This window comes from Streptomyces sp. NPDC028419 (assembly GCF_055565515.1).
The window spans coordinates 207,430-229,661 of the sequence record NZ_JBVHUE010000010.1; the positions used below are offsets into that span (position 1 = coordinate 207,430).

Sequence of the window (22,232 nt, forward strand, 5' to 3'; positions counted from 1 at the left end):
CGATCAAGCCGCACACCGGCCGACGGCCGCTCTTGACAGGGTCCGCGCACGCGTCAACCCTGACGGACAGACGAGCGGAGGCGAAGATGCCGGCAGCGCGGGAGTCCTTGCTTGAGGCGGCGGTAGCGGCGCTCGCGGCGCGCCCGTGGCCCGTGGTGCGGATGGTGGAAGTGGCCGCCGCGGCCGGGGTGTCCCGGCAGACCCTCTACAACGAGTTCGGCGGCAAGGACGGCCTGGGCCGGGCCCTGGTCCGTCGCGAGACCGACCGCTACCTCGCCGGAGTGGACCGGGTGCTCGGCGCCGAGCAGGGCGCCCACGAGCGGATGGCCGAGCTGGCGAGCTGGACCGTACGGACGGCCCGCGCGCACCCGTTGTTACGGGCCCTGCTCACCGGATGCTGGGACGCGCGGCTCCCGTTGCTCGTGCCCGGGCCGCGCCCGGAGGAGCTCACCCGGGCGGTCCGGGACCGGGCCGCCGCCGCGCTGGCGCCGGGGGAGTGGACCGCGTACCGCTGCGAGCTGGTCGTGCGCCTCGCCCTGTCCTACGTGGTCGCGCCCGGCGGGGACGCCCCGCTGGGGGACCTCGGCCTCTTCGGGCCGGGCCGCGGGCTCGGTGCGCCGGTCAGTGCGCCGAGCCGGACAGCTGGAGACCGATGACCCCGAGGATGACCAGCGAGATCGAGACCAGCTTGAGGGTGGAGACCAGGTCGCCGAGGAAGATCATCCCGTAGATGGCGGTACCGGCCGCGCCGATGCCGGTCCAGACCGCGTAGGCGGGACCGACGTCGAGCTTCTTCAGCGCCATGGTGAGCAGGCCGAAGCTGCCCAGGGCGAAGCACGCGAAGGCGATGGTCGGCCACAGCCGGGTGAAACCGTGGGACAGCTTGAGGCAGACCGCGAAACCGGTCTCCAGGATTCCCGCGACCACGACGAGCAGCCACGCCATGTCGAATGCCTCCCCGCGCTGGTGCGGCCCGGCTCGCGCCGGCACCACTTGGTGCGATTATGCATTTACCAGACACGGCGCCCGGCAAACCCCGTCGGACGATCAACCACCGTCCGACCCTGGGCCGGTCAGTCCCCCTCGCGGCGCTCACGCGTCTGGAGCAGCCGCCGCAACGAGTACAACCGCGCCGGATCCGCGTGACCGTCCTCCACCCACTGGTCCAACGCGCAGTCCACCTCGTCGTGACTGCACGCGCGCGGGCAGCCCTCGGTCCCCGGCACCAGCTCCGGGAAGGCCAGGATCACCCGGGACGGGTCCACGTGGTGCAGGCCGAAGGAGCGCACGCCCGGGGTGTCGATGACCCAGCCGTCCCCGCCCGGCAGCGGCAGCGCGAGCGCCGAGGTGGTGGTGTGCCGGCCGCGGCCGGTCACCGCGTTCACCACGCCGGTGGCCCGCTTGCGGTCCTCGGCGACCAGCGAGTTCACCAGCGTGGTCTTGCCGACGCCCGAATGGCCGACGAAGGCGGTGATCCGCCCGTGCAGCCGCTCGCGCACCCGCTCGGCCGCGTCCCCGGTCGCCAACTCCTCGCGGTTGGTGACGACGTAGTTCAGGCCGAAGGTCGAGTAGATCTCCAGGATCTTGTCCGCGGAGGTCAGGTCGGACTTCGTGAGCACCAGCAGCGGTTCGAGCCCCGCGTCGTACGCCGCCACCAGACAGCGGTCGATCATCCGGGGCCGCGGCTCCGGATCGGCCAGCGCGGTCACGATGGCCAACTGGTCGGCGTTGGCGACGACCACGCGCTCGTACGGATCGTCGTCGTCGGCGGTGCGCCGCAGCACCGACTTGCGCTCCTCGATCCGCACGATCCGGGCCAGGGTGTCCTTCTTGCCCGTCAGGTCACCGACGATCCAGACCAGGTCGCCGACCACCGCCGCCTTGCGCCCCAGCTCGCGGGACTTCATGGCGTGGATCGTGCGGCCGTCGACCAGGCAGGTCAGCCGGCCCCGGTCCACGGTCAGGACGAAGCCCTCGGCGGCGTCCTCGTGCTTGGGGCGGATGTTGGTCCGCGGCCGGTTGCCCTTGGGGTTGGGCCGCTGGCGGATGTCGTCCTCATCGGTGTTCTTGCCGTACCTGCGCATGACGGTCCCTACGCTCCCGCTCCCGTTCCCGCGAGCATGTCTGCCCACATCCGCGGGAAGTCCGGCAGGGTCTTGGCGGTCGTGGCCACGTTCTCGATCAGCACGCCCGGCACCGCCAGGCCGATCACCGCGCCCGCGGTGGCCATCCGGTGGTCGTCGTAGGTGTGGAAGGTCCCGCCGTGCAGCGGGCGCGGGCGGATGCGCAGGCCGTCCGCGGTCTCGGTGACATCGCCGCCGAGCGCGTTGATCTCCGCGGTCAGGGCCGCCAACCGGTCCGTCTCGTGCATCCGCAGGTGCTGCACCCCGCGCAGGACCGACTCGGAGTCGGCCAGCGCCGCCACCGCCGCGACGCCCGGGGTCAGCTCGCCGACGTCACCGAGGTCCACGTCGATGCCGTGGATCTTGCCGGTGCCGGTGAACACCAGACCCGCGTCGGTCAGCTCGCACGAGCCGCCCATCTCGGTGAAGATCGCGCGCAGCGCGTCGCCGGGCTGCGTGGTGCGCCGCGGCCAGTCGGGAATGGTCACCGTGCCACCGGTGATCAGCGCGGCCGCCATGAAGGGCTGCGCGTTCGACAGGTCCGGCTCGACGACCATGTCGCGGCCGAGCAGCGCGCCGGGCGTCACCCGCCACACGTTCTTCTCGCCGCCCGCCTCGGGGGTGTCCACCTGCGCACCGGCCGCGCGCAGCATCTCCACCGTCATCCGGATGTGCGGCATCGACGGCAGTTTCGTGCCCACGTGCCGGACCTCGACGCCCTGGTTGAAGCGCGGGGCGGAGAGCAGCAGCGCGGAGACGAACTGCGAGGAGTTGGTCGCGTCGATCTCGACCGTGCCGCCCTCCAGGGCGCCGCCGCCGTGGACGGTCAGGGGCAGCGCGCCCCGGCCGTCGTCGTCGATCCGGGCGCCGAGGGCGCGCAGTGCGTTGATGACCTCGCCGAGCGGGCGCTCGTAGGAGCGCGGGTCGCCGTCGAAGCGGATGTCGCCGGCGGCCAGGGTGGCCACGGGCGGCAGGAAGCGCATGACCGTGCCCGCGTTGCCGACGTCCACCGTCGCGGGGCCGTGCAGGGCCGCCGGGATGATCCGCCAGGCCTCGCCCGTCTCGCCGTCGCCCGCGGAGCTGGAGGAGACCGTTTCCTCGATGCCCACGCCCATGGCCCGCAGCGAGTCCGCCATCAGCTGGGAATCCCGCGAGCGCAGCGGCCGGCGCACCCATCCGGGCTCGGCGGAGAGGGCGGCCAGGACCAGGGCCCGGTTGGTGACCGATTTGGACCCGGGGACGGTGACGGAGGCCCGCACGGGCCCGTCGGCTAGGGGGGCGGGCCAGAGGGCGGACGGCGCGGGGGTGTCGGTCATGGCCCTCACTTTAGTTGGTCGGGCCGGACCCAGATCTTGATCGGCTCACAGGTCCAGCAGCCAGCGCCCGCCGCCGATCAGCGAACACAGCGAGACGGCGTGGAAGAGGAAGAGCCACATCACCGGGTGCACGTGCGTGAGCCGCCCGAGCTGGTCCGCGTCGGAGTCGGGTGCCCCGCCGCCGCGCCGCTTGTGCTGGAGCTCGAAGACCGGACGTACGCCGCCCAGCAGCAGGAACCACACCACGCCGTAGGCGAACGCCGCCTGTACCTCGGCCGGGGCCAGCCAGGACACGAGCAGGAACGCCCCGCCGGACAGGAAGACGGTCAGCACGCCGTACGCGTTGCGGATCATCAGCAACATCGCCAGCAGCAGCGCGGTCGCCACCCACAGCAGCAGCGTGATCCGGTGCGCGGCCAGCAGCCAGGCCCCGCCGAGGCCCAGCAGGGAGGGCGCGGTGTAGCCGGCGGCGGCCGTCAGGATCATGCCGATCCCGGTCGGCCGGCCCCGGCTCACCGTGAGCCCGCTCGTGTCCGAATGCAGCCGGATCCCGTCGAGCCTGCGCCCGGTGAGCACCGCGACCAGCCCGTGCCCGCCCTCGTGCGCGATGGTCACGGCGTTGCGCGAGAGCAGCCAGAGCGGCCGGGGCGCGACCACGGCCAGCGCGACGACGGCCGTGACGATCACCAGCCAGAGTTCTGGCGCGGTCTGTATCCCGGTGAGCCGGTCCCACAGGCCGGCGGCGGAGAGGGAGTGCGTGTCGTCCACGGGTGTGCCGACTCCTTGCGGTGGTGATCGGGTGTCATGGCAGTCTGGCAGCCATGTGCGGAAGGTTTGCAGCGAGTCGTGGGCCGGAGGAACTGGCGGGCGTTTTCGGGGTGGAGCGGTGGGAGCCCGCCGAGGCCCTGGCCCCGGACTGGAACGTCGCCCCGACGAAGGAGGTCCTCGTCGTCCTCGACCGTCCACTGAAAGACGCGGCCGAGCGGCGTCCGGTTCGCCAGCTGCGCCGCCTGAAGTGGGGGCTGGTCCCCTCCTGGGCCAAGGACCCCGAGGGCGCCGCCCGGATGATCAACGCCCGGTCCGAGACCCTGCACGAGAAGCCGTCCTTCCGTCGCCCCTTCGCCCGCCAGCGCTGCATCGTCCCGGCCGACGGCTACTACGAGTGGGTCACCGCCCACGACGAGCGGCAGCTGGAGGTCGAGGGCAAGAAGAAGCGGGCCCGCAAACAGCCCTACTTCGTGCTCCCCAGTGACGGCTCCGTCTTCGCGATGGCCGGGATATACGAGTTCTGGCGCGACCGGACCCTGCCCGACGAGCACCCGCTCGCCTGGTGGGCCACCTGCTCGGTGATCACCGCCGAGGCCGAGACCGGTCCGCTCGGGGTGGCGCCCGCCGAGGGGCCGCGCTCGCTCTGCGACATCCACCCCCGGATGCCGCTCATGCTGACCCCGGACCGCTGGGACGCCTGGCTCGACCCGGCGCGCACCGACGAGGCCGAGCTGCGGGCCCTGCTGGCGCCCCCGCCGGGCGGCCGGATGCGGGCCTATCCGGTCTCCACCTCGGTCAGCAACGTCCGCAACAACGGGCCCGAGCTGCTGACGGAGCTGGAGGCGCCCGAGGAAGCCACGCTGTTCTAGAACTCCGATGCCTCGGGCTTCCCGCAGGATGGGGGGCATGAGCACGCCTACGCAGCACGTCCAGAGCGTCGACACCCCGGCGGGCGAGGCCCGGATCACCTGGCACCCGGCGGCGCGGCCGCGGCTGGTGCTGGCCGTCGGCCACGGCGCCGGCGGCGGGATCGAGGCCCGGGACCTGGTCGCGCTGGCGGCGGCCCTGCCGGCCGGGGGATCACCGTCGCCCTGGTGGAGCAGCCCTGGCGGGTGGCCGGGAAGAAGGTCGCGGCCGCGCCGAAGGTGCTGGACACGGGCTGGCGGGCGCTGTGGCCCGCGCTGGGCGGCCCCGGCCTGCCGGTGGTCGCCGGCGGGCGCAGCGCGGGGGCGCGGGTGGCCTGCCGGACCGCCGCCGAGCTCGGGGCGGTCGGGGTGCTGGCCCTGGCCTTCCCGCTGCATCCGCCGGGCCGGCCCGAGAAGACCCGGCTGGCCGAGCTGCTGGGCGCCGGGCGGCCGACGCTGGTGGTACAGGGCGGCCGGGACCCCTTCGGAGGCCCGGCGGAGTTCCCGGCTCCGGGGGCGGGGGACACGTACCGGCTCGTGGAGGTGGCGTACGGCGATCACGGCTTCGCGGTGCCGAAGCGGGCGGCGACCACCCAGGAGGAGGCCCTCGCGGTGATCACGGACGCGGTGGCGGACTGGCTCGTGGACCTGCCCCTCTGAGACCCCGCCGAGCCCCCTCCGAGACCCCTGCCGCGACCCCGGTTCCGGGGCGACCTGACACATTCCCGGAGCATGTGAGCCAGGTCGCATTCGAGCCTTTCCGGAACTCGGGGGAAACTCCGCGGGCGCCGGGGAATGCCGTGCCCCGGCCCCGCTGTTGTGCGGGATGTCGGAACGTACGGAATCTCGCCGGAGGAGAGGGAGCGCATGACCCAGGTCATCAGTCAGAACCGTCCGCAGGCCGCCAGCGGCCTGGAGTGGACGGTGCTGCCCGGGTCCAAGCACGGTGCCCCTCGGGCGGCGGATGGCCGGGAAGGTCGACTATTCTCCGATTCGAGCGGGTCCGCTTTCGGAGCCGCCACGCTGTCGGAGGAGGTGGGTCCTGTCGCTGGGACCGACGAAGGCCACGCGCAGGAGACGACCCCGGAGCGCAACGCGCGCTTCGAGCGGGACGCCCTCGGCTACCTCGACCAGATGTACTCGGCCGCGCTGCGCATGACGCGCAATCCGGCCGACGCCGAGGACCTGGTCCAGGAGACGTATGCGAAGGCGTACGCGTCCTTCCACCAGTTCCGCGAGGGCACCAACCTCAAGGCGTGGCTCTACCGCATTCTGACGAACACCTTCATCAACTCCTACCGCAAGAAGCAGCGCGAACCCCAGCGCAGTGCGGCGGAGGAGATCGAGGACTGGCAGCTGGCGCGCGCCGAGTCGCACATGTCGACCGGTTTGCGTTCCGCCGAATCGCAGGCGCTCGATCACCTGCCCGATTCGGACGTGAAGGAAGCACTCCAGGCCATTCCGGAAGAGTTCCGCATTGCCGTCTATCTCGCGGACGTAGAGGGCTTTGCCTACAAGGAGATCGCGGACATCATGGGTACACCCATCGGTACGGTCATGTCGCGACTCCACCGTGGGCGCCGCCAACTCCGCGGAATGCTGGAGGACTACGCCCGCGAGCGCGGGCTGGTCCCCGCCGGCGCGGGAGAGTCGAACGACGGGAAAGGCTCGGGCTCATGAGCTGCGGAGATCCGCACGAGACGGAGTGCTCTGAGGTCTTGGACCACTTGTACGAGTTCCTGGACCGCGAGATGCCGGACAGCGACTGCACGAAGTTCGAAACGCACTTCGGCGAGTGCAATCCCTGCCTCGAGAAGTACGGCCTGGAACAGGCCGTGAAGAAGCTGGTCAAGCGCTGCTGCGGGTCGGACGACGTACCGCAGGACCTGCGCTCGAAGGTGATGGGCCGGATCGAGCTGATCCGCTCGGGGCAGGCCGTACCCGATCACGACGTGACGGCGGCGCCGCCGAGCCCGGCCACTCCCGCCACTCCGGCGACGGGCTGATCCCTTTCCGAGGGAACGGGTGCCCCCGGAAAGCGACTTCGTTCACCCGAAGGTGCTAATCCAGGGGCCTCCGGACGGCCCAACACGCGAATGTGGCCCGCTCGCCGCGGGCCACACCTATTCTCCCCTTCCGGTACCGGTTGTTTTTCCGTAACCGGCTCGAAGGTTCCGGGGGAGGAGAGCGCCATGCGGGGACTTCCGCCGGCGGCGCGCGCCTACATCCTCTGCGTCGTCCTCGGCGCCCTCGCCTGCGTCCTGCCCGCGCTGCTCGGCCCCGGCACGCCCCGGGCCGCCGTCGCCCTGCTCGCCGTCCTCTACCTCGTCTGCGAGCTGGCCAAGCTCTGCCCACGGCTCGGCGGGCGGGGGCCCGAGGGCATCGGGGCCTTCTTCCCCGTCGTCCTCGCCGCCGTCTTCCTGCTGCCGCCCTCCGCCGCCGCGCTGGTCGCCCTCCCCGGCGCGCTCGCCGGGGCCGCGGCCGAGCCGCCCGTCGCGGTGCGCCGGGCCTGGCACGGGGCGCAGCAGGCGCTGGCGGCCTGGGCCGCGGGAGGCACCTTCGCCCTGCTCGGCGGTCCCGCCGCGCTCGGCGGCGCCGCCCGCTCCGGGGGAGCGGTCGCCGACTTCCCCTACGTGATGCTCCCGGCGGCCCTCGCGGCCGTCGTGTTCTGCCTGGTGCTCACCGCCCTCGAAGCGGGCGTACTGGCCACCGCCGAGCGGCGGCCGGCGGCGACCGCCTGGCGCGCGCCGCTCGCCCTCTCCCTCGCCCCGCACTGCGTGCACGGCCTGGCGGGGCTCATGATGGCCGTCATGTGGCGCAGCCCCTACGGGCCGCCCGCGGCGCTGCTGGTGCTGCTGCCGATGTACATCTCCTGCTGGGTCTTCGCCCAGTACCACCACGAACGGGCCGCCCACCGGGCCACCATCCGCGCCCTCGTGCAGGCCGTGGACCTCAAGGACCGTTACACGCGCGGCCACAGCGAGCGGGTCGGCCAGGCCTCCGCGATGATCGCCCGCGAGCTGGGCATGGCCGAGGACCGCCTGGAGGTGGTCCGGATCGCCGGGATCCTGCACGACGTCGGCAAACTCGGCGTGCCCACCCGGCTGCTGCGCAAGGACGGTCCGTTGACCCCGGAGGAGCGCCGGATCATCGAACTCCACCCCGAGTACGGGCACGAGATGGTCCGCGGCATCGGCTTCCTCGGCGAGGCGCGGTCCGCGATCCTGCACCACCACGAGCGCGTGGACGGCACCGGCTACCCCTACGGCCTGACCGGCGGCCAGATCCCCGTCCTCGCCCGGGTGGTGGCGGTGGCCGACGCCTTCGACGCGATGACCTCGACCCGCTCCTACAGCCGGGCCCGGCCGGTGCCGACGGCGCTGGGCGAGCTGGAGCGCTGCGCCGGGGCCCAGTTCGACCCCGACATGGTGGGCGCGCTGGTGCGGGCGATCGGCCGGCACGGCTGGCACCCGGTGGTCACCTCGGACGAGGAGCTCCAGGTGATCCCCCAGTCCGCACCGGAAGCGGGGCCGGCGGGGTCGGTGGGCCTGACGGGGCCGGCGGGGCTGACAGGGCCGGCGGGGCTGACAGGGCCGGCGGGGCCGGCGGGGTTGCCGGGGATGCCCGCCCAGAACGCCGAGGCCCGGGCGCACACGGACGCCGGCGGAGCCACCACCGGCCCCGGAGGGACCGGATGAGGGACCGGGGCGCCAAAGCCGTCCGCGCGGCCGCCGCCGTGCTCACCGCGACGGCCCTCGGACACACCCTGTGGAACGGCGTGAGCGGCCCCGGCACCGCCCTCGCCTTCGGCCTGCTCATGACCCTCGGCGAACTCGCCCGCCGGGACCCGCCCGCTCCGAGCGGGCACCCGGGAGCCGGTCCGCCGCGGGCCGCACCCTTGCGGGCCGAGGACCGCCAGCCCGCGCCCCTGGGCTCCGCCGCGGCCCTCGCCTACGCCCTGCTCGGGGCGGACGCGGGGCAGCCCACCCACCACGGCGCGCTCCAGGTCGTCGCCGTCGTCGTCGCGGCCGCCCTCGCCGGGATCGCCGCGCAGGTGGCCCGCGGCCGCGGGCCCGCCGTCGACCACGTGGCCCGCCGGGTCCTCACCGTCGGCTTCGCCGCCGCCTGCTTCCAGCCGCTGCACAACTCCGGCCGGCTGGAGGAGCAGGTCGGCCGGGGCCCGTACCTGGTGCTCTTCCTGCTCCTCCTGCTCGGCCTCACCGCCCTGTGCGACGCGGTGCTCGCCGCCGCGCTGGCCGGACTGCGCACCGGTTGGCCGTACGGACCGCTGCTGCGGGACGAGCTGCGCGCCCTGCTCGGCATCGGCTCGGCGATCTGCGCCACCGGAGTGGTGATGGCCCTGGGGGTGGCGGTCGCCGGGCTCTGGGCGCTACCCGTCCTGAGCGTGCCCCTGCTGCTCACCCAGATGTCCTTCCGCCGGATCGACGCCGTCCGCACCACCTACCGGCAGACGATCACCTCGCTGGCCCGCGCCACCGAGATCGCCGGCTACACCCGGCCCGGGCACGCCCGCCGGGTCGCCGCCCTCAGCTGCGCCGTGGGCCGGGAGCTGGGCCTGTCGCAGCGGGAGCTGACCGTCCTGGAGTACGCCGCCCTGATGCACGACATCGGACAGCTCTCCCTGGTCGACCCGGTCCCCGCCGGGGCCACCGCCCCGCTGCCCGCCGCCGAGGCCCGCCGGATCGCCGTGCTGGGCGGTGAGGTGGCCCGCCAGACCGGGGTGTCCGCCGAGGTCGCCGTGATCGTCGAGAGACAGGCCGACCCCTACCGCGACCAGCCGGTCCTGGCCCGCATCGTGCGGACCGCCAACGCCTACGACGACCTGGTGGGCGGCACCCGTCACCCGGGCGGCTCACTGGCCGCGCTGGAGCAGCTGCGCCTCGGCACGGCCCACGACCACCATCCCGACGTCGTCGAGTGCCTCGCGTACGTTTTGCGGCGGAACAGTTCGAGGCGGGATGGTGCCCGCCTGGAGCGGCCGAAACGGGATGCGCGGGGGCGCGGCGGACGTGCCAGAGTTGTACCTGGCCGACCTGGGTAACCCATGGGTAATGAGCGGCCGTATCCGTGGGCATGGTTGGATGCGAAGTGAGAGTGTCCGCAAGGCTGCACTGTTGCATCGTTGGACCGGCAGGCGGGAATCGTGAGGATCTTCGGGAAGGTACGGCATCGGCCCTCCGCCTCGTGGCGGCAGGCCACCGACCGCGCGTTCACGCTGATCGGCGACGGGCGGTACGAGGACGCGGGCGCGCTGCTGACGAGAGCGGCGGACCTGGAACCCTGGCTGTCCGAGTCCTGGTTCAACCTGGCCCTGCTGCACAAGTTCCGGCACGACTGGGAGCAGGCGCGGGCCGCGGGGCTGCGCGCCGTGGCCCTGCTGGACCGCGAGTCGGGCGCCCCCGACTGGTGGAACGTGGGCATCGCCGCCACCGCCCTGCAGGACTGGCCGCTGGCCCGCCGCGCCTGGCAGGCGTACGGGCTCAAGGTGCCCGGCGAGGCCAACGGATCCGGTGAGCCCGTCGGCATGGAGCTGGGCAGCGCGGCGGTCCGGCTCTCGCCCGAGGGCGAGGCCGAGGTGGTCTGGGGCCGCCGGCTGGACCCGGCCCGGATGGAGGTCCTCTCCATCCCGCTGCCCTCCTCCGGGCGGCGCTGGGGCGAGGTCGTCCTGCACGACGGGGTCCCGCACGGCGAGCGCGTGACCTCCGCGGGCCCCTCCTACCCGGTGTTCGACGAGATCGAGCTGTGGGCGCCCTCGCCGGTGCCGACCTGGGTGGTGCTGCTGGAGGCGGCCACCGAGGCCGACCGCGACGCCCTGGAGCAGCTGGCCTCCGACGCGGGCTTCGCCGCCGAGGACTGGTCCTCTTCGGTGCGGCTGCTGTGCCGGACCTGCTCGGAGAGCGAGATGCCGAGCGGCGAGGGCGACGGTGACCAGCTGGATCCGCACGATCACAGCGAGCCCGGTCACCCCGGACCGCTCGGCCACCGCACGGCCGGATCCGGCTCCCTGTGGGTGCCCGAGCGCGAATGCGGGATCGCGGCCCCGCCCGGACTGGTGCGCGGACTGCTCGACGGATGGGTCGCCGACAGCCCCGACAGCCGGGAGTGGCGGGATCTCGAAGAAGTCTGCTGACCGGGGGCCGTAGGCTGTACCGGCACATCGGTGACCTAGGGAAGGCGTACGGCGGACATGGCGCAGCAGGAGAACGAGGTCGTCGAGACCGTGAACGACGGATACGTCGTGGACACCGAGGACTGTGCGGAGCGTGAGCTGGCCCACCGCGAGCGCGGCACCGCCCGCCCGATCACGGTGGTCGGCAACCCCGTCCTGCACCGCGAGTGCAAGGACGTCACCGAGTTCGGCGACGAGCTGGCGCAGCTGATCGACGACATGTTCGCCAGCCAGAAGGCCGCCGAGGGCGTGGGCCTGGCCGCGAACCAGATCGGCGTGGACGCCAAGGTCTTCGTCTACGACTGCCCGGACGACGACGGCAACCGGCACACCGGTGTGGTGGTCAACCCGAAGCTGGTCGAGCTGCCCGCCGCCGCGCGGGTGCTGGACGACTCGAACGAGGGCTGCCTCTCGGTCCCGACCGCCTACGCCGCCCTGGCCCGCCCGGACTACGCCGAGGTCGAGGGCCAGGACGCCCAGGGCAACCCGATCAAGGTGCGGGGCACCGGCTACTTCGCGCGCTGCCTCCAGCACGAGACGGACCACCTGTACGGCTACCTGTACATCGACCGCCTCTCCAAGCGCGACCGCAAGGACGCCCTGCGCCAGATGGAAGAGGGCACCCCGCGCTACGAGACGGTCCCGAACGCCTGACCCCAGGCGCCCCGACCCCGCTCCAGCCCCGACCGGGTGAACCCGGGCCGGGGCTGATCGCGTGCGTGGCGCGGGCGCCGGAGCCGATCGGGCCGCAGCCGCCCGGTCAGTTGGCTCCGGGCAGCCATTGGCGAGGAGCGCTGAGTCCGAAGGCGCACGAGAGCCGTACGAGAGGCCCCGCTCCGGGAACAGGAGCGGGGCCTCTGGTCGTGGGCCGGGTCACGGGCGCGCGTGACCGATGATCGTCCAGCCGGTGTCCGTGGCGGAGGCGGTGGCCGCCGTACCGCCGAGCATCAGGGCGGCGAAGGCGAGGGCCGTGAGCGTGCGGAGCGTACGAGACATGGGAACCCCTGTGGGTCGGCTGCGGGACCCGGGGGCCGGGCGCTGCGCGGCGGGTCCGGGCCGGGTGGCCCCCACCGTACGTCAGCCCGTGTTGACGGGTCGCGGCGGATCAGGCCAAACGGACGGCAGATTCCGGTCAGGTGGCGGCGTACGGGCCCACGGGGAAGCCGTAACGCAATCGTGCGACTCTCGTTCAAATGAATGACCGATAACTGATCAATGTGCAAGGGGGCGTCGTGTCGGCATTCAGGTGGGAGACGGCCACGGATCTCACCCAGTGTCTGGCGGGGGGAGGCGACTTCGCCCAGTGGCTGGGCGATCGCATACCCGTTGTTTCTTACGCGCGGATCAGCCGCTCTCACGAAGGTGCTGCCAGGCGCCAGCACCTCAACAATCTGGCCGAAGCGCGCAGACTCGGTTTGGCCGTGGTCTGTCTGTACACCGACGACGGAATCTCGGCGGCCAATCCCGATATCGTGCGCCCGGCATTCGAGCGCATGGTGAGGGATCTCCTTGCACGCAGGACGGTGGCGGGATTCCCTATCAGCGGTGTCATTGCGGTGGAGCAGGAGCGTCTGGCCCGAACGGCACGCGACTATATCGGTCTGCTCAGGGCACTCGCGGTCCGAAGTGATGGCTGTCTCTACCTGGTGGACTCCCGTGAACTCGTGGAGATTCCCACGGTGCTGAAGGACATCGAAGGCGGGGCCGAGCCGCAGGGACAGGTGGAGACGGACCGGATCGGGCGACGTCGGCGACGCTCCATCAGGGATCGGGCCGGGGAAGGGCTGGGGTCGGGCGGGCAGCGGCGGTTCGGGTGGCTCGGGTCGGAGGCGGCCGAGGGGCGTTCCACGAACGCCGTGCTTGATCCTTTCGAATCGGCCTACTTGAGAGAGGCCATCGACCGGGCGCTCTCCGGGGCGACATGGATGTCGATCGCCGACTGGCTGACGGCCGATATGGTGCCCACCGTGCGCGGAGGTAGATGGACGATTCCCACCGTGCAAGCGATGCTCACGAACCCCGCCATCTGCGGTTATCGCCTTCTCGACGGGACTCTTGTGTGCGACAGAGAAAGCGGAGCCCCCACGGTCGGAGCCTGGCAAGCGATCGCCACCCCTGAGGAGTGGTGGAAGCTGGTCGGCCGTTGTGACCGCTGGTATTCGCCGAACGGCGAGCGGAGGGGTTACAAAGACCGGTACGCGTCACGGTCCAGGGGGAGTGGCGCCAGCCCTGGGCGGCAGGCGCGGCTCGAGGAGTCCGAACGGACGCGCAAGTACCTTCTCTCCGGCTTCCTGAGATGCGGCTACAGGGACGGGGCAGGCATGAGGTGTGGCGCCAAGATGGGCGGACATCCTGCACACGGCACCAATCGGCATGCCTCCTACCGCTGTTCTTCGTCGGGGTGCCGCAAAGTCGGGCGTCGTGCCGACCTGCTAGAGCGTCATGTCGAGGAGTTCGTGCAAGGGAGGGCAGGACTCAGTGCCGAGAGCTGGCAGCTGCTGGACAGGAAGGGCCAGCGGGAGGTGATCGCGTCGGTCGTCAGCTCGGTCGTGGTACAGCCGCTCCCCAAGGGGCGCACTCGGAACGCCCCGTTCGATCCTGCTCTCATCGAGGTGATCGTGAAGGCGCCCGCCTCGGGGGATGCTCCGCGCCGAACGTGACGGTGCCCCTCCCGGACCGGCGGGATCCGGGAGGGGCACCGTTGACGTGACTAGAAGTCCTCGTCCAGATCGACGGTGCCCTCGACCGCGACCTGGTAGGCCGACGGGCGGCGCTCGAAGAAGTTGGTCAGCTCCTGCACGCCCTGCAGCTCCATGAAGGAGAACGGGTTCTGCGAGCCGTAGACCGGCGCGAAGCCGAGCCGGACCAGGCGCTGGTCCGCGACGCACTCCAGGTACTCGCGCATCGACTCGGTGTTCATGCCCGGCAGGCCGTCACCGCACAGGTCGCGGCCGAACTGCAGCTCCGCGTCGACGGCTTCCTTCAGCATGTCGACGACCTGCTGCTGGAGCTCGTCGTCGAAGAGCTCCGGCTCCTCGCTGCGGACCGTGTCCACGACCTGGAACGCGAAGTTCATGTGGCATGTTTCGTCCCGGAAGACCCAGTTCGTCCCGGTCGCCAGGCCGTGCAGCAGGCCGCGCGAGCGGAACCAGTAGACGTAGGCGAAGGCGCCGTAGAAGAACAGGCCCTCGATGCACGCCGCGAAGCAGATCAGGTTCAGCAGGAAGCGACGGCGGTCGGCCTGCGTCTCCAGCCGCTCCAGCTTCTCGACCTCGTTGATCCACTTGAAGCAGAACTGCGCCTTCTCGCGGATCGAGGGGATCTCCTCGACCGCGTCGAAGGCCGCCGCGCGGTCGTCCGGGTCGGGGAGGTAGGTGTCGAGCAGCGTCAAGTAGAACTGGACGTGCACGGCCTCCTCGAAGAGCTGGCGCGAGAGGTACAGGCGCGCCTCGGGCGAGTTGATGTGCTTGTACAGCGTCAGCACGAGGTTGTTCGAGACGATCGAGTCGCCCGTCGCGAAGAACGCGACCAGGCGGCCGATCATGTGCTGCTCGCCCGGGGTCAGCTTCGCCAGGTCGGCGACGTCCGAGTGGAGGTCGACCTCCTCGACGGTCCAGGTGTTCTTGATCGCGTCCCGGTAGCGCTCGTAGAAGTCCGGGTAGCGCATGGGACGCAGGGTCAGTTCGAAGCCCGGGTCGAGCAGGTTCTTCTTGGCGGTGGAGCTCATTACTGGCAGGCCTCGCAGGACTCGGGGTTCTCAAGGGAGCAGGCGAGCGCCTCGGCGTCGGCGTCGGCCTGCGGGAGCGCCACCGGGGTGGCGGCCTGCGCGGCCCGGGCGATCTTCGTCGCCGGGCGCGAGCGCAGGTAGTACGTGGTCTTCAGACCCTGCTTCCAGGCGTACGCGTACATCGAGGAGAGCTTCCCGATGGTCGGCGTCTCCAGGAAGAGGTTCAGCGACTGCGACTGGTCGAGGTACGGCGTACGGGCCGCCGCCATGTCGATCAGACCGCGCTGCGGGATCTCCCACGCGGTGCGGTACAGCGCGCGCACGTCGGCCGGGATCCAGCCGAAGCCCTGGACCGAACCGCTGGACTCGCGCAGCGCCTCGCGGGTCTGCGCGTCCCAGACGCCGAGCTTCTTCAGCTCGTCCACCAGGTAGGCGTTGACCTGGAGGAACTCACCGCTGAGGGTCTCGCGCTTGAAGAGGTTCGAGACCTGCGGCTCGATGCACTCGTACACGCCGGCGATCGAGGCGATGGTGGCGGTCGGGGCGATGGCGAGGAGCAGCGAGTTGCGCATGCCGGTCTCGGCGATCCGGGCGCGCAGCGCGTTCCAGCGCTCCGGCCAGTACTGCGTGGCGTCCGCGTAGTGGTCCGGGTGCAGCACGCCGCGCGCGGTACGGGTCTGCGACCAGGCCGGCACCGGGCCGTGGCGCTCGGCCAGGTCCGCGGAGGCCTCGTAGGCGGCGAGCATGATGCGCTCGGCGATCTTCGTCGACAGGGCCTTGGCCTCGGCGGAGTCGAAGGGCAGGCGCAGCTGGAAGAAGACGTCCTGCAGGCCCATCGCGCCCAGACCCACCGGACGCCAGCGGGCGTTGGAGTTCCCCGCCTGCTCGGTCGGGTAGAAGTTGATGTCGACCACGCGGTCGAGGAAGGTCACGGCGGTGCGGACGGTCTCGTCCAGCCGCTCCCAGTCCATTTCGCCCGTCTCCGCGAGGACGAAGGCGCCGAGGTTGACCGAGCCGAGGTTGCAGACGGCGGTCTCGCCGTCGTTGGTGACCTCGAGGATCTCGGTGCACAGGTTCGAGGAGTGGACGACCTGGCCCGGCTCCGCGGTCTGGTTCGCCGTGCGGTTGGAGGCGTCCTTGAAGGTCATCCAGCCCTGGCCGGTCTGCGCGAGGGTGCGCATCATCCGGCCGTACAGGTCGCGGGCGGGCATGGTCTTGCGGGCCAGGCCCGCGGCCTCGGCCTTGTGGTAGGCGGCGTCGAACTCGTCGCCCCACAGGTCGACCAGCTCGGGCACGTCGGCCGGGGAGAAGAGCGACCACTCGGCGTCCGCGTTCACGCGGCGCATGAACTCGTCCGGCACCCAGTGGGCGAGGTTCAGGTTGTGCGTGCGGCGCTGGTCCTCGCCGGTGTTGTCGCGCAGCTCCAGGAACTCCTCGATGTCCGCGTGCCAGGTCTCCAGGTAGACGGCGGCGGCGCCCTTGCGGCGGCCGCCCTGGTTCACGGCGGCGACGGAGGCGTCGAGGGTCTTGAGGAACGGCACGATGCCGTTGGAGTGCCCGTTGGTGCCGCGGATCAGCGAACCGCGGGCGCGGATGCGGGAGTACGACAGGCCGATGCCGCCCGCGTGCTTGGAGAGGCGCGCGACCTGGTGGTAGCGGTCGTAGATCGAGTCCAGCTCGTCGAGCGGGGAGTCCAGCAGGTAGCACGAGGACATCTGGGGGTGCCGGGTGCCGGAGTTGAAGAGCGTGGGGGAGGACGGCAGGTAGTCGAGGCGGCTCATCAGCCGGTAGAGCGAGGCCACTTCCTCGACGGCCTGGACGCTCGTTCCATTGGGCGCGGTGTTGTCGGCCAGGCCGCAGGCCACGCGCAGCATGAAGTGCTGCGGGGTCTCGACGACCTGACGGGTGATCGGGTGGCGCAGCAGGTAACGGCTGTGCAGGGTGCGCAGGCCGAAGAAGCCGAAGCGGTCGTCGGCGCCCTCGGCGATCGCGTGCTCGACCAGCGCGTTCAGGCGGGCGGCGTGCGCCTCGACGAACTCGGCGGTGCGATCGGCGATCAGGCCCTCGCGGTGACCGACGGCGACGGACGCCGAGAAGGAGGTGGCCCCCTGGCCCGCGGCCTCTTCGGCGATGGCCAGCGTCAACAGACGGGCGGCCAGCCGGGAGTACTGCGGGTCCTCCGAGATCAGGCCCGCGGCGGCCTCGGTCGCCAGCCCGCGCAGCTCGGCCTCGTCGGCCACGGCGCTGCGGCCCCGCAGCGCGGCGGCGGCGACCCGGCCGGGGTCGGTGTCGACCAGGTCGACGGTGAGGTCGGTGAGGGTGCGCAACAGCGCGGCGCCAGGCCCCTCGGTGGCCTCGGGCTGGGCGGACTCGGCGCGCGGTGCGGCAGGCGCGATGGTCACGTGGGGGGCTCTCCCTCGCTCGGCTCCGGAAGGCTCGGAGGCGGGAAGCGGAGGGCGGCCATGCGCGCGTTCGGACGCGCGGATCCGGGCAGGCCGGTCGCGCGTCAGCACATGACGTCCACCGGCCCAACCACGAGGCCCGGACGTGTCGGCGTCCGGACCGGTCGGTCCGGGCGCGCTGTCGGCAGGTCCTCGGACTTGCGGCAGCCCCAATGGGTGATTGGGTGCGTTTCATACCGTTGCGGGACAGTTCCGGATTCGCACCGGATTCCCCTGCGGCGACAGCGAGCACGAGCATACATGTGGGGGCCGCCCCGTGCGCGACCCCCCACATGTTGTGTCGGCGTGGCTACAACTCCACGCGGTACGTCAGGAGGGGGACGCTCGGGACCGGCGCCCAGTCCCGTTCCGGGGTCCGGGTGAAGCCCAGGCGCTCGTAGATCCTGTGGGCCCCCAGCATGGCCGCTTTGGTGGACAGGACCAGGTGGGTGACGCCCTCCAGCTCGCGTGCGCGGGCCATGCAGGCGCGCACCAGGGCCTCGCCCGCGCCGCGCCCGCGGGCCTCCGACGCGACCGCCAGCATCCGGAATTCCGCCTCGCGGGGACCGGCGATCTCGGCAAGTGGACTGCCGGGTGCGGCGAAGGTCACTCCGCCGAGCAGCCGACCGTCGTGCACGGCGACGAGCACCTCGGCCCCGGCGGCCCGCGCCGCGACGTCCCGCAGCACGGCGAGGTAGAACGCGCCGCTCTCGGGCCCCAGCAAGCCGTCGTCCAGATAGGCCCGCGCGGTGATCTCGCCCAACTCTTCGTACTCGGCGGGCAGCGCCGCCCGGATGGTGATGTCCATGGCGTCGAGTGTGCGGGACGTGTGTCGGTGGGCGGCGCTACCGTCGTAAAGGAGCACCGTCGAGGAAGGCAACGGCCGCGCCATCCCGGGCGTGGTGCTCGCGCACGAGGGCGCGTTCGTCGGACAGGGTGACTGGGCGGATCCGAGCCCGATCCTGATGGCCGTCGAGGTGACCTCTTGGGACTCCGATACGGAACGGCGCGATCGGATCGAGGAGCCCCTCGCCTATGCGCAGACGGGCATCCCCGTCTACCTGCTGATCGACCGCTCCAAGGGCCTGGTCCTCGTCCACAGCGACCCGGACGGTGCCGGCTACGAGACCGTGCGCACCGCTGCCTTCGGGCGAGAGGCCAAGCTCCCCGACCCCGTCAGCATCACCCTGGACACCGAGCCCCTCAAGGACTGGGTGCGTTGAGTACGCCGCAGGGCCCCCGTCCGGGAGGGACGGGGGCCCTGCGCGCACCTCTCAGCAGCAGCGGAAGCCCTCGCGGGGGTCCGCCTCGCGGGAGTCGGTGCGGGCCCGCTCGAACTCCCGGCGGGTCGGCACCTCGGCGTGCGGGTCGTGGCCGCGCGCGTGGGCGACGTAGCGCTCGTAGGCGGACTCGCCCGAGAACTCGCGGACGTAGAACCGGATCCGGCCCAGCGCCGCCCGGAGCGTGCTCACGACACCGGTTCCTTGACCCGGCCACCGCCCGTGTCCAGGCCCGCGGCGGCCAGCTCCGCCTTCTCGGCGGCCGTCGGGATCAGACCGGCCGGCGCGATGATCTTCGACTCGGTCCACGGGACCTCCGAGAGCGTCGTGCCCTGCGGGTCGCGGACGGCCTTCAGGCAGGTCCGGGCCGCGTCCAGCAGGACGATGACGATCAGGATCGCGAAGACGGCGGAGAGGACTCCGTCGACCGTGGCGTTGGTGACCACGGTGTGCATCTGGTCCATGGTCTTGGCGGGCTTGAGGACCTTGCCCGCGTCGATGCCGGCGAGGTACTTGTCGCGCTGGGCGAAGAAGCCGATGGTCGCGTCGTCCGAGAAGATCTTCTGGTAGCTGGCGGTGAGCGTCACGGCCACGTCCCAGGCGAGCGGGACGGCGGTCACCCAGGCCCACTTGAGCCGCCCCGACTTCACCAGCAGCGTGGTGCAGACGGCGAGCGCGACGGCGGCCAGCAGCTGGTTGGCGATGCCGAAGAGCGGGAAGAGCTGGTTGATGCCGCCCAGCGGGTCCTTCACGCCGACCCACAGGAAGTAGCCCCAGCCGCCGACGACGATCGCGCTCGCGAACCAGACGCCCGGCTTCCAGCTGACGTCCTTGAAGGACTTGTGCACATTGCCCAGGGTGTCCTGGAGCATGAAGCGGCCGACCCGGGTGCCCGCGTCGACCGTGGTCAGGATGAACAGGGCCTCGAACATGATGGCGAAGTGGTACCAGAACGCCTTCATCGCGGTGCCGCCCACGACGGACGAGAAGATCTCCGACATCCCGAGTGCGAAGGTCGGCGCGCCACCCGTGCGGGAGAGCAGGCTGGTCTCGCCGATGTCCTTGGCGGCCTGGGTCAGGGCGTCCGGGGTGATCGAGAAGCCGAGGCCGCCGATGGCCTGGGAGGCCTCCAGGGCCGTGGTGCCGATCCGGCCGCTGGGGGCGTTCACCGCGAAGAAGAGGCCCGGCTCGATGATGCAGGCCGCGATGACCGCCATGATCGCGACGAAGGACTCGGTCAGCATGGCGCCGTATCCGATGACCCGGACCTGGGTCTCCTTCTGGATCATCTTCGGGGTGGTGCCCGAGGACACCAGGGCGTGGAAGCCGGACAGGGCCCCGCACGCGATGGTGATGAAGACGAAGGGGAACATCGAACCGGCGAAGACCGGTCCGTCGCCGCGGGAGGCGAAGTCGGTCACGGCGGGCATCTTGAGCGTCGGCATGGCGATGACCACGCCCACGGCCAGCAGGCCGATGGTGCCGACCTTCATGAAGGTGGAGAGGTAGTCGCGCGGGGCGAGCAGCATCCACACCGGCAGCACCGAGGCCAGGAAGCCGTAGCCGACCATCCAGATGACCAGCGTCTCCTTGTCGAGCGTGAAGACGTCGGCGAAGGAGGACTCGGCGACCCAACCGCCCGCGATGATGGCGAGCAGCAGGAGGGCGACGCCGATGAGCGAGACCTCGGTGATCCGACCCGGGCGCAGCACCCGCAGGTAGAAGCCCATGAAGAGGGCGATCGGGATGGTCATGCCGATGGAGAAGACGCCCCAGGGGGAGTCCGCCAGCGCGTTGACGATGACCAGGGCGAGGACCGCCAGCAGGATGATCATGATCATGAAGACGGCGACCAGGGCGGCCGCGCCGCCGACGGGGCCGATCTCGTCCCGGGCCATCTGGCCGAGCGAACGCCCGTTGCGCCGGGTGGAGAAGAACAGGGTCACCATGTCCTGGACGGCGCCCGCGAAGATCACTCCCGCGACGATCCAGATGGTGCCCGGCAGGTAGCCCATCTGCGAGGCCAGCACCGGGCCGACCAGCGGGCCCGCGCCGGCGACGGCCGCGAAGTGGTGGCCGAAGAGCACCCGACGGTCGGTCGGGTGGAAGTCGACACCGTTGTCGAGGCGTTCGGCCGGGGTGGCCCGGGTCTTGTCCACCTTGAGCACGCGCTCCGCGATGAAACGCGCGTAGAAGCGGTAGCCGATGGCGTACGAGCCCAGGGCGGCGGCGAGCAGCCAGGCGGCGGAGATCTCCTCGCCGCGGGAGAGGGCGAGCACGCCCCAGCCGACGGCGCCGACGAGGGCGACCGCGACCCAGATGGCGATGGATTTCGGGGTGAGCGCCCCGCCTCCCGACCGCCCGGTTGTTGCTTGGGGTCCAGCTTCCGGCATGATCCTCGTCCCCTCGTTGATCATCTGCGTGAGCGCAGGGAATCTACGGGGACCGCCCGATGAACGAAAGCCCCCGTCCGCATAGCGGTACGTGAGTCAACTACGGTTCGCGGGGCGGGTCGACGCCGCGGGGCCTCGAACGTATAACGATGGAGCGGTTACGGCCAGGGGGTGCGGGCCGGGAACGCGGGGGCGGGCGCGTCCCCGGCCGAAAACGTGCGGTGGTGCGGGAGCTCGGGCGGTGGAACTCGGGCGGCGGAGCTCAGACCGCCGGTCGCTTCAGGCGGGCCACGAACTTGTAGCGGTCGCCGCGGTACACCGAGCGCACCCACTCCACGGGTTCGCCGTCGGCATCCAGGGAGTGCCGGGACAGCATCAGCATGGGCAGGCCGACGTCGGTGCCCAGCAGTCCCGCCTCGCGCGGGGTGGCCAGCGAGGTCTCGATGGTCTCCTCGGCCTCGGCGAGCCGGACGTCGTACACCTCCGCCAGCGCGGTGTAGAGCGAGGTGTACTTGACCAGCGAGCGGCGCAGCGCGGGGAAGCGCTTGGCCGAAAGGTGCGTGGTCTCGATGGCCATCGGCTCGCCGCTCGCCAGGCGCAGCCGCTCGATGCGCAGCACCCGTCCACCGGTGGTGATCTTGAGCAGTCCGGCGAGGGTGTCGTCGGCCGTCACGTACCCGATGTCGAGCAGCTGGGAGGCGGGCTCCAGGCCCTGCGCCCGCATGTCCTCCGTGTAGGAGGACAGTTGGAGCGGCTGGGAGACCTTGGGCTTGGCCACGAAGGTGCCCTTGCCCTGGATGCGCTCCAGTCGTCCCTCGACCACCAGCTCCTGGAGGGCCTGGCGGACGGTGGTCCTGGAGGTGTCGAACTCGGCCGCCAGGGTGCGCTCCGGCGGTACCGGGGTGCCGGGCGGCAGGGTCTCGGTCATGTCGAGCAAGTGCCGCTTGAGTCGGTAGTACTTGGGCACACGTGCGGTGCGAGTGGCTGCCCCGCCTTCCGGCTCCGTGGTCGCCCCTTCGGTGGCCATCGCCGCCCGCCTTCCCGACTCCAGTTTCGCTGCCGTCACCGGCTCCTCCGATATGTGCGGTC

The 22,232-nt window shown here is 71.7% G+C and carries 20 protein-coding genes, 2 pseudogenes and 1 riboswitch; of the genes and pseudogenes, 11 read left to right on the forward strand and 11 right to left on the reverse strand.

Annotation, left to right across the window (positions count from 1 at the left end; genetic code table 11):
* Positions 1-86: 86 nt before the first annotated feature.
* Positions 87-656, forward strand: a complete 570-nt coding sequence (locus ACZ4UB_RS14765; protein ID WP_468070425.1) for a TetR/AcrR family transcriptional regulator — start codon at positions 87-89, stop codon at positions 654-656.
* On the opposite strand, the gene ACZ4UB_RS14770 is transcribed toward ACZ4UB_RS14765, so the two are convergent.
* The 4 genes from ACZ4UB_RS14770 to ACZ4UB_RS14785 all read right to left on the reverse strand — a co-directional run bounded on the left by ACZ4UB_RS14770 (position 622) and on the right by ACZ4UB_RS14785 (position 4,207).
* Positions 622-945 (reverse strand): DMT family transporter, encoded by a 324-nt coding sequence (locus ACZ4UB_RS14770; protein WP_399260092.1) that lies wholly within the window; start codon positions 943-945, stop codon positions 622-624. The two genes, ACZ4UB_RS14765 and ACZ4UB_RS14770, sit on opposite strands and share 35 nt — an antisense overlap.
* Before the next feature lie 128 nt (positions 946-1,073).
* Positions 1,074-2,084 (reverse strand): ribosome small subunit-dependent GTPase A, encoded by a 1,011-nt coding sequence (gene rsgA / locus ACZ4UB_RS14775; RefSeq protein ID WP_468070426.1) that lies wholly within the window; start codon positions 2,082-2,084, stop codon positions 1,074-1,076.
* An 8-nt stretch (positions 2,085-2,092) separates the two neighbouring features.
* Complete coding sequence (aroA, locus tag ACZ4UB_RS14780) at positions 2,093-3,439, reverse strand: 3-phosphoshikimate 1-carboxyvinyltransferase (protein WP_354382378.1); 1,347 nt, start codon at positions 3,437-3,439, stop codon at positions 2,093-2,095.
* A gap of 45 nt (positions 3,440-3,484) precedes the next feature.
* Complete coding sequence (locus ACZ4UB_RS14785; protein ID WP_468070427.1) at positions 3,485-4,207, reverse strand: M50 family metallopeptidase; 723 nt, start codon at positions 4,205-4,207, stop codon at positions 3,485-3,487.
* A 53-nt stretch (positions 4,208-4,260) separates the two neighbouring features.
* Between ACZ4UB_RS14785 and ACZ4UB_RS14790 the strand changes: the two genes are divergently transcribed.
* The 8 genes and pseudogenes from ACZ4UB_RS14790 (at position 4,261) to def (ending at position 11,956) form a co-directional block, all read left to right on the forward strand.
* Complete coding sequence (locus ACZ4UB_RS14790; protein WP_468070428.1) at positions 4,261-5,076, forward strand: SOS response-associated peptidase; 816 nt, start codon at positions 4,261-4,263, stop codon at positions 5,074-5,076.
* Between the two features lie 37 nt (positions 5,077-5,113).
* Positions 5,114-5,772: pseudogene (locus ACZ4UB_RS14795) on the forward strand (alpha/beta hydrolase family protein).
* Between the two features lie 375 nt (positions 5,773-6,147).
* Entirely contained in the window at positions 6,148-6,792 is a 645-nt protein-coding gene (locus tag ACZ4UB_RS14800) for a sigma-70 family RNA polymerase sigma factor (RefSeq protein WP_468070447.1), read from the forward strand.
* A complete protein-coding gene (gene rsrA / locus ACZ4UB_RS14805) occupies positions 6,789-7,118 on the forward strand; it encodes a mycothiol system anti-sigma-R factor (RefSeq protein WP_399262516.1) in 330 nt (109 codons plus the stop codon). The genes ACZ4UB_RS14800 and rsrA overlap by 4 nt, the downstream gene beginning before the upstream one ends.
* A gap of 186 nt (positions 7,119-7,304) precedes the next feature.
* Positions 7,305-8,810: an HD-GYP domain-containing protein gene (locus ACZ4UB_RS14810; RefSeq protein ID WP_468070429.1), complete on the forward strand. Its 1,506-nt coding sequence runs from the start codon at positions 7,305-7,307 to the stop codon at positions 8,808-8,810.
* Complete coding sequence (locus ACZ4UB_RS14815; protein ID WP_468070430.1) at positions 8,807-10,174, forward strand: HD-GYP domain-containing protein; 1,368 nt, start codon at positions 8,807-8,809, stop codon at positions 10,172-10,174. The genes ACZ4UB_RS14810 and ACZ4UB_RS14815 overlap by 4 nt, the downstream gene beginning before the upstream one ends.
* A 102-nt stretch (positions 10,175-10,276) precedes the next feature.
* Complete coding sequence (locus ACZ4UB_RS14820) at positions 10,277-11,263, forward strand: tetratricopeptide repeat protein (protein ID WP_354382386.1); 987 nt, start codon at positions 10,277-10,279, stop codon at positions 11,261-11,263.
* 57 nt (positions 11,264-11,320) lie between these two features.
* Positions 11,321-11,956, forward strand: coding sequence for a peptide deformylase (gene def, locus ACZ4UB_RS14825; protein WP_354382387.1), 636 nt, complete (start codon positions 11,321-11,323; stop codon positions 11,954-11,956).
* A gap of 219 nt (positions 11,957-12,175) precedes the next feature.
* On the opposite strand, the gene ACZ4UB_RS14830 is transcribed toward def, so the two are convergent.
* On the reverse strand, positions 12,176-12,298 hold the full coding sequence (locus tag ACZ4UB_RS14830; RefSeq protein ID WP_354382388.1) for a hypothetical protein: 123 nt from the start codon (positions 12,296-12,298) through the stop codon (positions 12,176-12,178).
* Between the two features lie 236 nt (positions 12,299-12,534).
* On the opposite strand from ACZ4UB_RS14830, the gene ACZ4UB_RS14835 reads away from it, so the two are divergent.
* Positions 12,535-13,962, forward strand: a complete 1,428-nt coding sequence (locus tag ACZ4UB_RS14835; RefSeq protein ID WP_468070431.1) for a recombinase family protein — start codon at positions 12,535-12,537, stop codon at positions 13,960-13,962.
* A gap of 50 nt (positions 13,963-14,012) precedes the next feature.
* Here the strand turns inward: ACZ4UB_RS14835 and ACZ4UB_RS14840 are convergent, their stop codons facing one another.
* From ACZ4UB_RS14840 to ACZ4UB_RS14850, 3 genes are all read right to left on the reverse strand, one after another.
* Positions 14,013-15,029: a ribonucleotide-diphosphate reductase subunit beta gene (locus tag ACZ4UB_RS14840; protein ID WP_468070432.1), complete on the reverse strand. Its 1,017-nt coding sequence runs from the start codon at positions 15,027-15,029 to the stop codon at positions 14,013-14,015.
* Positions 15,029-17,431 (reverse strand): ribonucleoside-diphosphate reductase subunit alpha, encoded by a 2,403-nt coding sequence (locus tag ACZ4UB_RS14845; RefSeq protein WP_468070433.1) that lies wholly within the window; start codon positions 17,429-17,431, stop codon positions 15,029-15,031. Before ACZ4UB_RS14845 ends, ACZ4UB_RS14840 begins: the two co-directional genes overlap by 1 nt.
* Positions 17,432-17,597: 166 nt before the next feature.
* A riboswitch (cobalamin riboswitch) is annotated at positions 17,598-17,729 on the reverse strand.
* 51 nt (positions 17,730-17,780) lie between these two features.
* Entirely contained in the window at positions 17,781-18,278 is a 498-nt protein-coding gene (locus ACZ4UB_RS14850; protein ID WP_468070434.1) for a GNAT family N-acetyltransferase, read from the reverse strand.
* Between the two features lie 73 nt (positions 18,279-18,351).
* On the opposite strand from ACZ4UB_RS14850, the pseudogene ACZ4UB_RS14855 reads away from it, so the two are divergent.
* Positions 18,352-18,693 (forward strand): annotated as a pseudogene (locus tag ACZ4UB_RS14855) (Uma2 family endonuclease); the annotation flags it as partial.
* A 51-nt stretch (positions 18,694-18,744) separates the two neighbouring features.
* Here ACZ4UB_RS14855 and ACZ4UB_RS14860 read toward each other — a convergent pair.
* From ACZ4UB_RS14860 to ACZ4UB_RS14870, 3 genes are all read right to left on the reverse strand, one after another.
* Positions 18,745-18,942 (reverse strand): YbdD/YjiX family protein, encoded by a 198-nt coding sequence (locus tag ACZ4UB_RS14860; protein WP_354382392.1) that lies wholly within the window; start codon positions 18,940-18,942, stop codon positions 18,745-18,747.
* Positions 18,939-21,143 (reverse strand): carbon starvation CstA family protein, encoded by a 2,205-nt coding sequence (locus tag ACZ4UB_RS14865; RefSeq protein ID WP_354382393.1) that lies wholly within the window; start codon positions 21,141-21,143, stop codon positions 18,939-18,941. Before ACZ4UB_RS14865 ends, ACZ4UB_RS14860 begins: the two co-directional genes overlap by 4 nt.
* 262 nt (positions 21,144-21,405) lie before the next feature.
* Positions 21,406-22,170, reverse strand: a complete 765-nt coding sequence (locus tag ACZ4UB_RS14870) for a GntR family transcriptional regulator (RefSeq protein WP_354382394.1) — start codon at positions 22,168-22,170, stop codon at positions 21,406-21,408.
* Positions 22,171-22,232: the final 62 nt, after the last annotated feature.